This window comes from Psychrobacter sp. 1176_08 (assembly GCF_052850615.1).
Genome location: NZ_VXCU01000001.1, coordinates 166572 through 180223 on the forward strand (window position 1 = coordinate 166572; position 13652 = coordinate 180223).

General features: G+C 45.1%; 12 protein-coding genes. 2 read left to right on the forward strand and 10 right to left on the reverse strand.

All coding sequences use genetic code 11. The features are described 5' to 3' along the window. Nucleotides 1-15: 15 nt before the first annotated feature. Entirely contained in the window at nucleotides 16-1425 is a 1410-nt protein-coding gene (locus FW759_RS00670; RefSeq protein WP_446441887.1) for a DUF2868 domain-containing protein, read from the reverse strand. A 207-nt stretch (nucleotides 1426-1632) separates the two neighbouring features. Here FW759_RS00670 and FW759_RS00675 point away from each other — a divergent pair, with 207 nt between their 5' ends. Next, nucleotides 1633-2403, forward strand: coding sequence for an SDR family oxidoreductase (locus FW759_RS00675; RefSeq protein WP_446441888.1), 771 nt, complete (start codon nucleotides 1633-1635; stop codon nucleotides 2401-2403). A gap of 72 nt (nucleotides 2404-2475) precedes the next feature. Here FW759_RS00675 and FW759_RS00680 read toward each other — a convergent pair whose 3' ends face one another. After that, complete coding sequence (locus FW759_RS00680; protein WP_062844558.1) at nucleotides 2476-3117, reverse strand: GNAT family N-acetyltransferase; 642 nt, start codon at nucleotides 3115-3117, stop codon at nucleotides 2476-2478. Nucleotides 3118-3238: 121 nt separating this feature from the next. Then, the gene (locus FW759_RS00685; protein WP_446442112.1) at nucleotides 3239-4966 is read right to left on the reverse strand and encodes an ABC transporter ATP-binding protein; all 1728 of its coding nucleotides are present in this window, start codon (nucleotides 4964-4966) and stop codon (nucleotides 3239-3241) included. 238 nt (nucleotides 4967-5204) lie between these two features. On the opposite strand from FW759_RS00685, the gene FW759_RS00690 reads away from it, so the two are divergent. Beyond that, the gene (locus FW759_RS00690) at nucleotides 5205-5672 is read left to right on the forward strand and encodes a DMT family transporter (RefSeq protein WP_446441889.1); all 468 of its coding nucleotides are present in this window, start codon (nucleotides 5205-5207) and stop codon (nucleotides 5670-5672) included. A 6-nt stretch (nucleotides 5673-5678) separates the two neighbouring features. Here FW759_RS00690 and prpF read toward each other — a convergent pair whose 3' ends face one another. The 7 genes from prpF to prpB all read right to left on the reverse strand — a co-directional run bounded on the left by prpF (nucleotide 5679) and on the right by prpB (nucleotide 13317). Continuing rightward, complete coding sequence (gene prpF / locus FW759_RS00695; protein WP_446441890.1) at nucleotides 5679-6932, reverse strand: 2-methylaconitate cis-trans isomerase PrpF; 1254 nt, start codon at nucleotides 6930-6932, stop codon at nucleotides 5679-5681. An 80-nt stretch (nucleotides 6933-7012) separates the two neighbouring features. Beyond that, entirely contained in the window at nucleotides 7013-7273 is a 261-nt protein-coding gene (locus tag FW759_RS00700; RefSeq protein ID WP_446441891.1) for a Txe/YoeB family addiction module toxin, read from the reverse strand. Between the two features lie 38 nt (nucleotides 7274-7311). After that, on the reverse strand, nucleotides 7312-7626 hold the full coding sequence (locus FW759_RS00705; protein ID WP_062844561.1) for a type II toxin-antitoxin system Phd/YefM family antitoxin: 315 nt from the start codon (nucleotides 7624-7626) through the stop codon (nucleotides 7312-7314). 181 nt (nucleotides 7627-7807) lie between these two features. Further along, complete coding sequence (gene acnD, locus FW759_RS00710; protein WP_446442113.1) at nucleotides 7808-10441, reverse strand: Fe/S-dependent 2-methylisocitrate dehydratase AcnD; 2634 nt, start codon at nucleotides 10439-10441, stop codon at nucleotides 7808-7810. Between the two features lie 99 nt (nucleotides 10442-10540). Continuing rightward, nucleotides 10541-11155 carry a hypothetical protein gene (locus FW759_RS00715; RefSeq protein WP_446441892.1) on the reverse strand — a complete coding sequence of 205 codons (615 nt, stop codon included), beginning with the start codon at nucleotides 11153-11155 and terminating at the stop codon, nucleotides 10541-10543. A 78-nt stretch (nucleotides 11156-11233) separates the two neighbouring features. Further along, nucleotides 11234-12361, reverse strand: coding sequence for a bifunctional 2-methylcitrate synthase/citrate synthase (gene prpC, locus FW759_RS00720; RefSeq protein WP_446441893.1), 1128 nt, complete (start codon nucleotides 12359-12361; stop codon nucleotides 11234-11236). A gap of 62 nt (nucleotides 12362-12423) precedes the next feature. Next, nucleotides 12424-13317, reverse strand: a complete 894-nt coding sequence (prpB, locus tag FW759_RS00725) for a methylisocitrate lyase (RefSeq protein WP_062844563.1) — start codon at nucleotides 13315-13317, stop codon at nucleotides 12424-12426. Nucleotides 13318-13652: the final 335 nt, after the last annotated feature.

Sequence of the window (13652 nt, forward strand, 5' to 3'; positions counted from 1 at the left end):
ATATCAAAAAATTGTCTACAGGTTACGATCAACAACGGTACCACCAACGTGACTGTCAGGATTGACAAGGCCTATTTTTCGAGCAGAAAGGGCGGTTTGCCACTGCTGATAACGCACGTTGTTAGGATCGTCTGGTGATATGGATATGTCAGCACCAATAGGACTACTTCCTAGTAATTGTACAATCAACCCCTCTGTCGCATGACTGGCGATTTGATCGAGCTTGCGAAGGGTACCACGGTCGGGCAGCGCGCTTTCATGAATGCCCAATAACACCTGTACCGGATGCCTGTCCAAATAAGACGTGAGCCTTGCCATATCATCACGGTCATCGATAATGCCAAAATTTTCGACCTCAAATTTATCATTGAAATGAGTATCCAAACCCAATTGCCACCAATCATCCTGATCTGATGGGTATTCAAGCAAGGCAACCAGTTTTTTGCCCGCACTGATCGTTGCTGTTGGCGCGATGGGCGCTGGTGCTTCTTTAAAATCATCGGCATCCACCACCTGACGCTGCCAAAAGTTCAAAATCTTTTGATAATAGGGCAGTTTGATATCCAAGCGCATTTTTTTGCGGCGGAACATGAGCGCACAAAATGACCATGCAATCGCGCGCGGCACGATACCGTACATCAGCAAGCTACCGACAAGCAAACTTGCCCATTGACGCGCAACAGACAACGGCATAGCCTCTGTTACCAAGCGGCTTTGGACAATAGCGGTACTGTCTGGAACCTCAAATCCCACCATACTTGGCAACCAGCCAAGCACTCGCGTTAAGGTAATCAGCGCCTGATCAGAGAGTAAGGTGGACTCCCAGCTAAAGCTATATTGACGTACCACCAGCAAAAATATAATCGCAAAAAGCATGCCGGTTAACGTGGCGAGCCATAACTGGTGGCTGAACTTGCCCAAATACCAGCGCATACCGCTGTGATGCAATTGGCGCTCATAAAGATCAACAGCGGCGATAGTAACATCATCCTTGCCGCGTATAAGATAACTGGGACTCACAAAATTGGCGAACCAATTTGAGGATTGTTTGCCTTGATTGATGAGTGCCATTACCAGCCAGCCGACCAGCATCAGGGTATGAAAACCCAGCAAGCAGACCAACACATAAAAGAAATTCACCACATTGCTCTGTAATAAGGTGAATAGTCCTAAAAAGCCTGAAACACACCACAAGATGCTCATGACAATCATGATACCTTTGATACGACCGTCAATCTTACCGAGCACCCGTGCCAATGCACCATTGCTATCAATACGCGCGGCGCGGCGATGCAACTTTTGGAGGGGCTTGCCGTCTTCATTTTTTAGCTTTTCCGTGATGAGTAGCGGATCAGTGGCAAAGACGTGTTGCTCAGTCTCAAGCGTGCGTACCAGCTCAGTCAATTGGTCTTGGGGGGATAGCATAGGTCGATAACATCCGTATAAAAGCGGTTATTTGGTAGGCAGTTTTTGAATATTGTAGCCTATATATAATTGCGGTTTTATACCTTTTTGTCATGGTAAATCCAATAAAAATGCGCCAAAATTGATCATGATAAGACGATATGAATGACCAGTTTTATAAGACGCCATGAACAGGCATCACAAAAATAATCAAAAAAAGGAATTGTTATGACAGATACAACGACGGACAAAACCTATCTCATCATTGGTGGTACGGGCGGCATTGGCAGAGCCATGGTTGAGCAGCTCATCAACAGTGAAAAAAGCAGCGAAACGGATGGGCCTCGCGTTTTTGCAACGTATCATAGAAACGTCCCTGATTTTGCCGCAGACAATCTGTACTGGATACCCATGAACATCTGTGACGAGCAAAGTATCCAGCAAGCCGCTGACGTCCTCAAGCAGCAAACCGCGCATATTGATTGGGTGGTGAATTGTGCTGGTCTATTACACACGGACGCGCAGCAACCAGAAAAAGCGCTACGGCAGATCGAGACGGCGTTTTTTGTACAAAATATGCAGGTGAATGCCTTGGCAAGTTTACTGATTGCCAAACATCTCAAGCCCTTCTTAGCCAACGCTCAGCGTACTACGGACAAACCAGCCGTATTTGCAACGATATCGGCCCGCGTCGGCAGCATCAGTGACAATCAATTAGGCGGTTGGTACAGCTACCGGATGAGCAAGGCGGCGCTCAATATGGGCATGAAAAACCTGAGTATTGAGTGGGCAAGATCACTCAAAGATGTGTGCGTCGTTGTCATGCAGCCGGGTACGGTCAACACACAGCTGTCTGCGCCTTTTCAAGGAAACGTGGCTGACGGACACTTGTTCTCGCCAGCCTATAGTGCCGAGTGCTTATTAGAGGTACTAAATGGCATGACCGCCACGCAATCAGGAAGTTTTGTCGATTGGGCCGGTGAGTCCATACCTTGGTAAAGGTAGTATGCATGAAAATGAGATGAGAGGCGTGGCATACAGATCTATTGAGTTGTATGCCTAATCAGCAGTTTAAATCATCAGATACAGCAGACCCAAAATAAACAACGCTGCCATAATAAACAGCAAGCCGCTCAACACTTTGGTCGTGGTATTCGAATCACTTGGTGCGCGCTCTTTTCTTACTTTGGTTTTTTTGGCAACACGCAGCACCATTTTTACGTGTTCAATATTTTCTTCAAGATACGTATCGCCTTCAGGTACAAAACCTAAGGATTCATAAAAGCTGAGCAAATAGGTTTGAGCAGAGAGAATAATGGGCGTTTTTTTACCATATTTTTTGCGGCAGCAAGCGATGGCTTGAATCATCATTTGGCGTGCCAGACCCTCTCCTCGTTGCTCTGCCAATACCAGCACTCGACCAATCGCAGGCATAGGGGTAGGAGGGTGCGCAGTTTTTATACCAGCAGCATCGACGCTGGCGCTGAGGTTGGATTTAAGCTTGTTAAATTCAGGCGGAATGATACGGCAATACCCCGCCAACGCTTGATTTTGATGGGCAATCAGATGCAGACAATCAAAATCGGTATCATCCATGTCTTGATAGACACAGTTTTGTTCGACCACAAACACTTGTGAGCGCGCTTTTAAAATATGGTACAGATCAACTGAGGTCAGCTCATCAAAGGTTTTAATCGAGAATTCATAGGTCATAATTAATTGGCTTTTGGCAAATCGGTTATTAGATATAAAGTGAGGTGAAACGTGGGCGCAAATATCGTCAAAATACCGCGCGGTTTCTAACAAAATGGCATTATAACGATATATGTGCTTATCAACCATGGATAGTTTGGCTGATCTTGTCCAAATTCAAGCTGTCAGACATGGCGCTAAAGATCTCAAAGTACTTACCGCCCTTGCTATACAGCGCTTCGTGTGTGCCTGTTTCTACCACTTGGCCGTTTTCTATCACCACAAGATCGTCGGCGTCGATGATTTGTGCGATGTTGTGCGAGACCATAATTACCGTGCGGTCTTTTTTGATCAAATCCAAGCTTTTTTTAACTTGTTGACTGGCAATGGCATCAAGACTGGCGGTTGGTTCATCCAAAAACACAATCGGCGGATCTTTTAGGAACATTCTTGCCAGCGCGATACGCTGCTGTTGACCGCCCGATAGAGATTTTGCCGTACTCTCATAACCCTCTGGCAATTTGACAATCTGTTCATGAATAGACGCTTTTTTAGCCGCTACAATGATATCTTCCTCGCTCGCCTCAATATTACCATAGCGAATATTTTCACTGATCGTACCTGAAAAAATATGATTGCTTTGGAGTACCAGCCCAATATTTTGACGCAGCTCATGAGTATCACACTCAGCCAAATCGCGCCCATCTAACAGTATTTTACCCGAATCTGGCTCATAGAACTTCACAAGCAGACTAATAATGGTGCTTTTACCAGCACCGCTCAACCCAACCAAAGCTGTAATACGATTGGGCTTGATGGTAAAGCTGACATTTTTCAACGCTTGCGTGCCATTTGGATAAGTAAAATCGACGTTTTGCAGCTCGATATGACCCTTTAGTTCTCGACTTTTTACGCCATCGACGTTTTCAACTTGCGCGTCATCTTCCAAAATATCAAAAAACCCTTCGGCATAGGTCAATGCATTATTAATCTGATCATAAATCCGGTGCAGCTGACGAATCGGAGCCGCGACATTTTGAAACAGCAGGACATGAAACAAAATCATACCAATGGTCATCTCACCTTTTAAAACAAAATAAGAGGTGAGTAAAATAATAGCCACTACACCAATTTGTTCGATAAAGGTCTTTATGGCATCGTAAATAAAGCCAATACTACGGATACGCAGCTGATTGTCCGTCATGTCTTTTTGAATATTAAAATGCTTTTCAGCTTCTATGGACTCACGGACAAAAGACTTGACCACACTGATCGAGTTGATGAGTGAGATCACCAAACCACTTTTGGCTTCTCGAAACCCGCGCATCTGCCGACGAAACCCTTGTAGGCGTTTTGCTTGTTTTTGACTGATAAAAAAGTAAATGGGAATAATGAATAGGCCGACCAAACCGATCCAAAAATTGGTCGAGAACATAATGATCAGCGAGACAATGGCGCTGGCAAACAGCGGCAGCATATCAATAAAAAAGTTCTGTACCAAAGTGGTCAGGCTACTGACCCCATAATCAATACGGGTTTGCAGCTTACCGCTGTCGTTTTCGCTACTGGTATAGAACGACATGCGATACGTCAAAATACGCTCGATGATTTTTTGTGACAAGTCACGCGACAGATTGATACGAATTTTTTCGCCAAAAAAGCGCTGACCAAACGAGACGAATATCGACAATATCTCTTTGGTCAATAACACCGCGCTGATAATGCCCAGCATTCGCACGCCAGCGGCCCAAGGGTCAGACAAGGTAATGATTTCGGTCAAGGTATCGACCGCATAACGCAGTACAAAGGCATTGACCTGCGCGGTAAACGAACCAAGCACCGTCAATATCAAAGTTGCGATGATAAGCATCTTATAAGGCGCGGCAAAGACAGCCAGTTTTTTGAGGATATCCCACAGTAAGGCTCGCCGTTCTTTTTTCTCGGCGGGGGGCTTTTTATCTAATTGCACACGGCGTGCTTGAGGAGGGGTTGGCATAAATGCGTAGCTCATTGGTTTTGATAGGTTGCTTATCATAGCTATGTTAAGCTATTCAAATAAAGTTTGATGTCACATAAAGGTGTATCTCTTTTATCTTAGCGAGGATTGTTTGAAAATTCTTCCTTATGTTCTGATTAGCCTATTGGGCGGTGCCATTGTTCCGCTACAACTGGCGATTGTCAATGCGTTTCGAGAAAGCACGCAAGCCTCTCAAATACAATCTACTTTTTATTTGTATGTCGGCGGCGCAATCGCTTCCTTTTTATTATCCTATCTAATGAGTGGTGGTATTAAGCCACCCACGATTCAGGATGCAACGTGGTGGATGTGGTTACCAGGATTTTTGGGCAGTTTTTATATCTTATTCATGTTCATTGCTGCCCCAAAAATAGGCGCTGGTAATACACTGCTTTGGGTTTTTCTTGGCCAAATGTATTTTTCTCTCATCCTAAGCCAAACGGGGCTTTTCGGTTTGGCTGTAAAAACAATAGATGTTTACAAGATTACAGGTCTGGCACTCATCACTATCGGCGGCATGATCATGATATATGGTGAGACTAAAGCAGCAGGTCAATAATTAAGTCTAAAACGCATCTGCTGGCACAAAGACTTCACCCACCATGATACGGCGTGCTGAGCGGCTCATCGACACCTTTTTAGCCTGCCAGCGACCGTCAACTTGTTCCGTCTTACCACCGACGAGTAAGGTTCCTGATGGGTGACCAAAGCGCACCTCAGACAACTCGCCAGCACCCGCTGCCTGATTGACGAGCGTCCCTTGCGTGGTGGCCGCAGCTGCAATCGCCACGGCGGCTGTGCCCATCATGGCATGATGCAATTGACCCATACTCATCGCTCGCACCACCAAATCAATCTCGCTTGCATCGACCGATTTGCCACTTGACGCACGATAGCTTTGTGCTGCGCCCACCCAAGCAATCTTAGGAATGTGTTGGCTGGACTGTGCTTCAGAGACGTCTTTAAACAGTCCCATCGCAACCCCACCTTTAGCACGAATTTTCTCAAGTTTGGCAAGTAAGTCACCATCGCTATTGATATTGCCTTGTAATTCTTTACCGGTAAATCCCAAGTCTTCCGCGTTTATAAAGATGGTTGGAATGCCCGCGCTAATGAATGTCGCTTTAACGCTATCTGTCTTTAGGCCACAACCTGACACATCAAAGTCATCGACCAAATTACCTGTCGGGAACATGTCGCTTGAGAAATCGACCGGATCAATGAATTCGATTTTGATCTCAGCGGCTGGAAAGGTCACCCCGTCCAATTCAAAGTCGCCCGTTTCTTGAACCTGTACTTGGCCAGCTGCGTCTTTATAGACTGGCACATGGGCAATAATGGTTTTGCCGATGTTTTCTTGCCAAATGCTTACTTCACAAATACCACTCTCTGCATTGTCAGCAATGCTGTTTGCTACTTTATCGACATCGATCAGCCCCATATTAATAGCGCAAGCACCGACGGCCGCGGTTAAATTGCCACAGTTACCCGCCCAGTCAATCATGGGCTTGGCGATATTGACTTGCCCGAACAGATAATTCACATCGTGATCGGGTTTATCAGAAGCCGATAAAATGACTGTTTTTGAGGTGCTAGAGCTGCCATTACCCAAACCATCGATCTGCTTGCCATAAGGATCTGGGCTACCAACGACGCGCAACAAAAACTTATCCCGCGCCTCGCCAGCGACTTGGCAACGTTCAGGTAAATCAGACAACTTAAAGAATGTCCCTTTTGAGGTACCGCCGCGCATATAGGTGGCGGGGATAGAGAGTTGCGGGGCGAAAGCGGGTTTTGATTTAGAATTGGTTTGGGCCACTGTATTAAGTCCTTTTTATATAGTTATAAGAATGGGGATGGTGCCATCAGCAAGTAAACATGAACGACTAAGAACCCTCGTTAATAATGATAGCGACAAGAGATAATCATCAGATACTTATCGTCGATGGCATATACCAATCGATTGGCGTCATCGATACGTCTTGACCAAAATCCAGATAGATTTTCTTTTAGAGGTTCAGGTTTGCCAATGCCTTCAAACGGATTACGCTTACATTCAGTGATGAGTTTGTTAATACGTTTGAGTGTTTTTTTGTCTTGGGTTTGCCAGTACAGATAATCCTTCCACGCAGCATCTGTCCATGCTAGTTGTTCACTCATTAGTAGACCTTTTGGATTGATTATTAAAGCCTTTGAGTTCAAGCACTCTCAATATCGCTATCCGTATGCTTATTGTCATCACTTTTATCACTGTCTTCTACTGTATCAATTAGCTCACGTGTCACAGTCTTGCCAGCTTTGTATTGGGCAATAGATTCCGCTAAATGCGCCGCATTGGCAGGAGATTTCAATAAATAAACGGTTTCCATCAGGCTATTGTAATAATCAAGTGACATAACAACCGCATCATCAGCGTCACGGCGGGTCACAATGGTGGCGTTTGCATCATCGTTTACCGTATCTAGGACGGACTTTAAATGCTTTCTGGCTTCTGAAAAACTAACGACTCTCATGACTTACTCCTTTTATGACATTCTGTATAACTTGTACAATATATAGTACATATTACACCATTAATTAAGTAAACTCAATATTTAGCTAATACCTAACACTTAGGTATAAGTCGTAAATAAAAGCCGATGTCATATAAGACTATATAACATCGGCTCTTTGGCTAATCAGGGCACACGAGACTTATGCAATATCTAGCGTACCTTCGATAAACTCTTTGGCAAAGCGCTGTAACATGCCACCCGCGTTATACATTTTGACTTCATCAGCCGTATCTAAGCGGCAGATAATAGGCGTCTCAGTGGTACTACCATCGGTACGATGAATGACCAGTGTCATCAGCCCGCCAGCAGAGACGTCACCTTTGACATCAAATACTTCTGTACCATCGATCTGTAACGTATCACGTGTCGTCCCTTTTTCGAACTGTAGCGGCAGCGCGCCCATACCCACTAAGTTTTGACGGTGAATACGCTCAAAGTCCTCAGCGACGACGGCTTCTACGCCAGCCAGACGGACGCCTTTTGCTGCCCAATCCCGGCTTGAACCTTGACCATAGCCATCACCTGCGATGATGATAAGCGGCTGCTCACGGTTCATGTAAGTCTCAATCGCCTCCCACATGCGCATGACTTGACCTTCTGGCTCAACACGGGCTAGCGAGCCTTGAATCACTTTACCATCCTCATCACGTACCATCTCGTTGAGCAGCTTAGGATTGGCAAAGGTAGCGCGCTGAGCAGTTAAATGATCGCCGCGATGGGTAGCGTAAGAGTTATAGTCCTCGGCAGGCAAGCCCATGGTGTCCAAATACTCGCCAGCAGCAGAATCGCCCAAAATGGCATTGGAAGGGGACATATGATCGGTGGTGATGTTATCACCCAGTACGGCGAGTGGGCGCAGACCTGTCAGTTTGTTTTTCTTCGCCATTTTGCCTTCCCAATACGGTGGGCGGCGAATATACGTGGTCTGATCACGCCAGTCATATAGTGGACTTAAGGCTTTGCCTGTGTCTTTTTTGGCTTCGTCAAACATGGGGATATAAACCGCATTGAATTGCTCAGGCTTCACGGCATCCGCGACAATGGCGTCAACTTCATCATCATCGAACCAGATGTCTTTTAGATAGACGTCATTGCCGTCTTGGTCTTTACCCAATACGTCTTTTTCGATATCAAAACGGATGTTACCGGCGATGGCATACGCGATAACAAGCGGCGGCGATGCCAAAAAGGCTTGCTTGGCATACGGATGGATACGGCCGTCAAAGTTGCGATTGCCAGATAATACTGCTGTGGTGAATAAATCACGATCGATAATTTCTTGTTCAATATCAGGGTCGAGCGCGCCGCTCATACCATTACACGTCGTACAAGCAAAGCCAACCACATCAAAGCCGATTTCTTGTAGCTCAGGCATCAGACCTGCTTCTTCTAGGTACATTTTGACGGTTTTTGAGCCGGGTGCTAAGGATGACTTCACCCAAGGTTTACGCAATAAGCCTTTAGCATTGGCATTACGAGCGACGAGGCCTGCTGCCACCATGTTGCGTGGGTTTGATGTGTTGGTACAGCTGGTAATGGCAGCAATAATCACCGCGCCATCTGGCATGAGACCATTTTTTGGTTCAGGCAATTTTTCGTCAGCGCCATGTGCGATACCTTTAGCAACCAAGTCCGTGGTCGATACACGTGCATGGGGACGCGAAGGACCTGCCATATTACGTACGACTGATGACAAATCAAACTCAAGCACACGGGCATATTCGGCCTTTTCCATACCGTCAGCCCACAGGCCAGTTTGTTTGGCATACTGCTCAACCAATTTGATCTGCGCCTCAGAACGACCCGTCAGGCGTAGATAGTCGATGGTTTGCTCATCGATATAAAACATGGCAGCCGTTGCGCCATATTCAGGCGTCATATTGGAGATAGAAGCACGGTCGCCGACACTCAGTTGGCGTGCGCCGTCACCGAAGAATTCGATATAGGTAGAGACCACGCCTGCATCACGCAAAAACTCAGTCATCGCAAGCACCAAGTCCGTACCAGTAATGCCTTTTTGCAATTTGCCTGTTAATTTGACACCGACATAATCAGGCAGACGCATATAGGATGGGTTACCTAGCATGACACTTTCGGCTTCAAGCCCGCCAACACCGATTGAGATAACGCCTAGCGCATCAACCATCGGCGTGTGGCTGTCCGTACCGACTAAGGTATCGGCAAACGCCACTTCTTCACCCGCTTTATTATGCACGACCTGTACGACAGGTGACATCTTCTCTAGGTTAATCTGATGCATGATGCCATTGCCCGGTGGCACGACGTTGACATTGTCAAAGGCATACTGGCACCAGTTGATAAAGTGGAAACGGTCGTCGTTACGGCGCTCTTCAATCGCACGGTTTTTTTCAAAGGCATCTTCTTCAAAGCCTGCGTGCTCAACCGCCAATGAATGGTCAACGATCAGCTGAGTGGGTACGATAGGGTTTACTTTGGACGGATCACCGCCTTGCTCAGCGATGGCATCACGTAGACCCGCCAAATCAACAAACGCGGTCTGACCCAAGATATCATGACACACTACGCGGGCAGGGTACCAAGGAAAATCAAGGTCTTGCTTGCCTTCGATGTGTTGTTTCAAAGCAGCGGTCAAATCCTCAGGTGGGCAACGGCGTACGAGGTTTTCACACAATACTTTTGAGCAGAACGGCAGCTTGTCATACGCGCCAACTTCTATACGCTCAACAGCTTCGCGGGTGTCAAAGTAATAAAGGTCTGTATCAGGAAGTGGTTTTTTGAATTCATCGTTCATGGGTTGTACGAGGGCGTTGTCCATAAGTCACCTTTGGCGGTTGGCTGGTTGGAATAGGAATGTTGTTATTAAAAAATAAGATAGATATTCAGTTTATAGTTACTTGTTGAATCTTTTGTTCATCTCTAACAAATCATATCTGGCATCGTTGAAATTTTTTCTAAACCACTTATTAAAAGCTATCAATACTTCAAACCTATTATCAAAATTTAAGGAAATAAAACTGAGATACTCATCGTCTGTCAACAAACACTCTTTACTGTCTAAAGTGTAGAGGTAGCTTTCAAAATCCAAGCTCGTAATAAAACCGATGGCGTAACCAATAACATTTTGCTCAAAAAAGCTCAAATTGCTTGGAATGCCTAATATTTCAAAAAAATCAGGTATGTAATCTGCTTCATACCAATCATCTAAGCTTTCATATATTTGTGTTAAAGGATAAGGGGGAATTTCAGTAGCATGTTTGCGAGTTAGATGCACAACACAGACTTGGTTTGACTGTTTTATTTTAAATAAATAATCGTCCCCTTGACCGTTTGCAAGAACTTCGACTTCCAGCCCATAAAGTGGGTGACCTATATAAAGCTCTCTTTCAAGTTCGTCTGTAAAAGTCCTCTTGGAATCTTTACCTTCTTTAGCGAAAGACCACCAAGTATGTAAAAAGGGTGCATTTTTTAATGCCGATTTAATATCGAAAGTGCTGTTGAATATCATAGTTTTTCAAATGTTTTAAAAGTAATGATAGAGTGCATCAAATCGGTACACTCTACATAGTTTCTATCTCAACAAAAATCAACGCGCACTCATATCTGGTACAGAACGCAGCTCTTCACCGATATATTCCGCACTTGGGCGAATAATGCGGTTGTTGGCACGTTGCTCAAACACGTGAGCCGCCCAGCCAGTTAAGCGCGAACAGACAAATATTGGTGTGAACAGCTTGGTTGGAATGCCCATAAAGTGATAGGCTGAGGCATGGAAAAAATCGGCATTGGCGAACAGTTTTTTCTCGCGCCACATCACGTCTTCAACGCGTACTGATACTGGATATAACACGTTATCATTCACGTCAGCGGCCAGTTTTTCAGACCATTGTTTGATGACGACGTTACGCGGATCTGATTCGCTATAGATAGCATGACCAAAGCCCATAATTTTGTCTTTACGTGCCAGCATTGCCATCATCTCTGCTTCCGCTTCATCCGCTGAACTAAAGCCCTCAATCATATCCATTGCCGCTTCATTCGCACCGCCATGCAAATGACCGCGTAGCGAGCCAATCGCGCCAGTGATACAAGAATGGATGTCAGATAAGGTAGAGGCACACACACGAGCGGTAAAGGTCGAGGCATTAAACTCATGCTCAGCGTACAAGATAAGTGAGACGTTCATCACCTTAGTGTGCAGCTCGTTTGGCTTTTCACCTTTTAGTAGGTGTAAGAAATGACCGCCAATGGTGTCATCGTCTGTTTCGGTCTCGATACGCACATTGTCATGGCTAAAGCGATACCAGTAATTAATGATGGCTGGAAATAGCGCTAACATACGATCGGTCTTATCGTTTTGCTGTGTAAAATCGGTTTCGGTCTCAAGGTTACCCAGCATAGAGCAACCAGTACGCAATACATCCATCGGATGCGCGCTGGCAGGAATACGCTCAAGCACGTCTTTTAGTGCTTGCGGTAGACCGCGCAGGCTTTTGAGCTTGGTTTGATAAGCATCTAATTCACTTTGAGTAGGTAAGTTGCCATAAAGTAGTAAATACGCCACTTCTTCAAAAATACATTTATTCGCCAGCTCGGACACGTCATAACCGCGATAGGTCAGACCAGAGCCCGATTTGCCAACGGTCGATAATGCCGTCTTACCAGCGACTTGTCCGCGAAGTCCTGCGCCCGAGAGTTCTTTTTGTGCTGCCATGTTTACATTCCTTTTGTGGGTAGCTTTTTATATTATTAAGTGAAAAATGCTGATTCTTATGATTATTTATTGTCCGCAAACAGCTTATCTAAGGTCTGCTCAAACTCGTGATAGTTTAGGAAATCATAAAGCTCCATACGGGTTTGCATGGTGTCAACGACTTTGTTTTGTGTGCCGTCATCTAACAAATGCTGATAGACATTGAGTGCCGCTTTGTTCATCGCACGAAAAGCAGATAGCGGATATAGCACCATATCGACGCCCACGCCATATAGCTGGTCTGTGGTATACAGATCGGTCTGACCAAATTCAGTCATATTGGCAAGTACAGGAATGTCGAGTACGTCGGTGAACTTACGGTACATCTCGATGTCAGTTAATGCTTCAGCGAATATCATGTCGGCGCCCGCTTCTTGAAAAGCAACGGCACGTTCAACAGCAGCGTCTAAGCCTTCAACGGACAGCGCATCCGTACGTGCCATCACCACAAAATCAGGATCCGTTTTGGCGTCTAATGCGGCTTTTAAACGATCAACCATCTCTGAGATGCTCACGATTTCTTTGTTTGGGCGATGACCACAACGCTTTTGCGCCACTTGATCTTCGATATGGACAGCTGCCACACCTGCTTTTTCCATTTTTCTGATGGTTTGGGCAATGTTGAACGCGCCACCAAAGCCTGTATCGATATCGACCAGTAAGGGTGTATCAACCGCATCGGTGATACGGCGAGCATCTTCTAAGACATTATCAAGACTGGTCATGCCCAAATCAGGCAAACCAAACGAGGCATTGGCAACACCAGCACCAGAAAGATATAACGCTTGATGCCCGACTTGGGTTGCCATCATTGCGGTGTAGGCATTGATCGCACCAGTGATTTGTAGCGGTTGATGATTATCGTTTTTTTGTTTCAGTGCACTGCGAAAACGTGCGCCAGCGGAGGCTAAAGTCATGTCGTGATCCTTAAAAGGAGAGTGAATATATCCGTTATTGTTATCGATTATACTCAATTTTTCCTGTCGGCAAAGTCTGATTTAATCATTTTTAGTTAATAATAATTCAAAGTATTTTTAATATATTTAATATTATTCAATTATTAAATAGCATTATCCAAAAATAAGTTATTTAAGCAAATCAGTATTCATATTCATAAAACCAGGCTTTTTACTAATGCTAGATTTTTACATTTAATTACAATTAGAAAAGAGATGTTTAAATTGCTATGCCAATTTTGAGTACAAAAAAAGCCCTCATAGCAAGGCTAAAAGGGCTTTAATCATAAAATCTA

Bases quoted from the DNA above. Each gene is read 5' to 3' on its own strand.
- FW759_RS00675 (WP_446441888.1), top strand. From the start codon at position 1,633: ATGACAGATACAACGACGGACAAAACCTATCTCATCATTGGTGGTACG.
- FW759_RS00700 (WP_446441891.1), bottom strand. From the start codon at position 7,273: ATGAGTGAACAACTAGCATGGACAGATGCTGCGTGGAAGGATTATCTG.
- FW759_RS00685 (WP_446442112.1), bottom strand. From the start codon at position 4,966: ATGCTTATCATCGCAACTTTGATATTGACGGTGCTTGGTTCGTTTACC.
- FW759_RS00705 (WP_062844561.1), bottom strand. From the start codon at position 7,626: ATGAGAGTCGTTAGTTTTTCAGAAGCCAGAAAGCATTTAAAGTCCGTC.
- FW759_RS00680 (WP_062844558.1), bottom strand. From the start codon at position 3,117: ATGACCTATGAATTCTCGATTAAAACCTTTGATGAGCTGACCTCAGTT.
- FW759_RS00715 (WP_446441892.1), bottom strand. From the start codon at position 11,155: ATGATATTCAACAGCACTTTCGATATTAAATCGGCATTAAAAAATGCA.
- acnD (WP_446442113.1), bottom strand. From the start codon at position 10,441: ATGAACGATGAATTCAAAAAACCACTTCCTGATACAGACCTTTATTAC.
- prpC (WP_446441893.1), bottom strand. From the start codon at position 12,361: ATGGCAGCACAAAAAGAACTCTCGGGCGCAGGACTTCGCGGACAAGTC.
- FW759_RS00670 (WP_446441887.1), bottom strand. From the start codon at position 1,425: ATGCTATCCCCCCAAGACCAATTGACTGAGCTGGTACGCACGCTTGAG.
- prpB (WP_062844563.1), bottom strand. From the start codon at position 13,317: ATGACTTTAGCCTCCGCTGGCGCACGTTTTCGCAGTGCACTGAAACAA.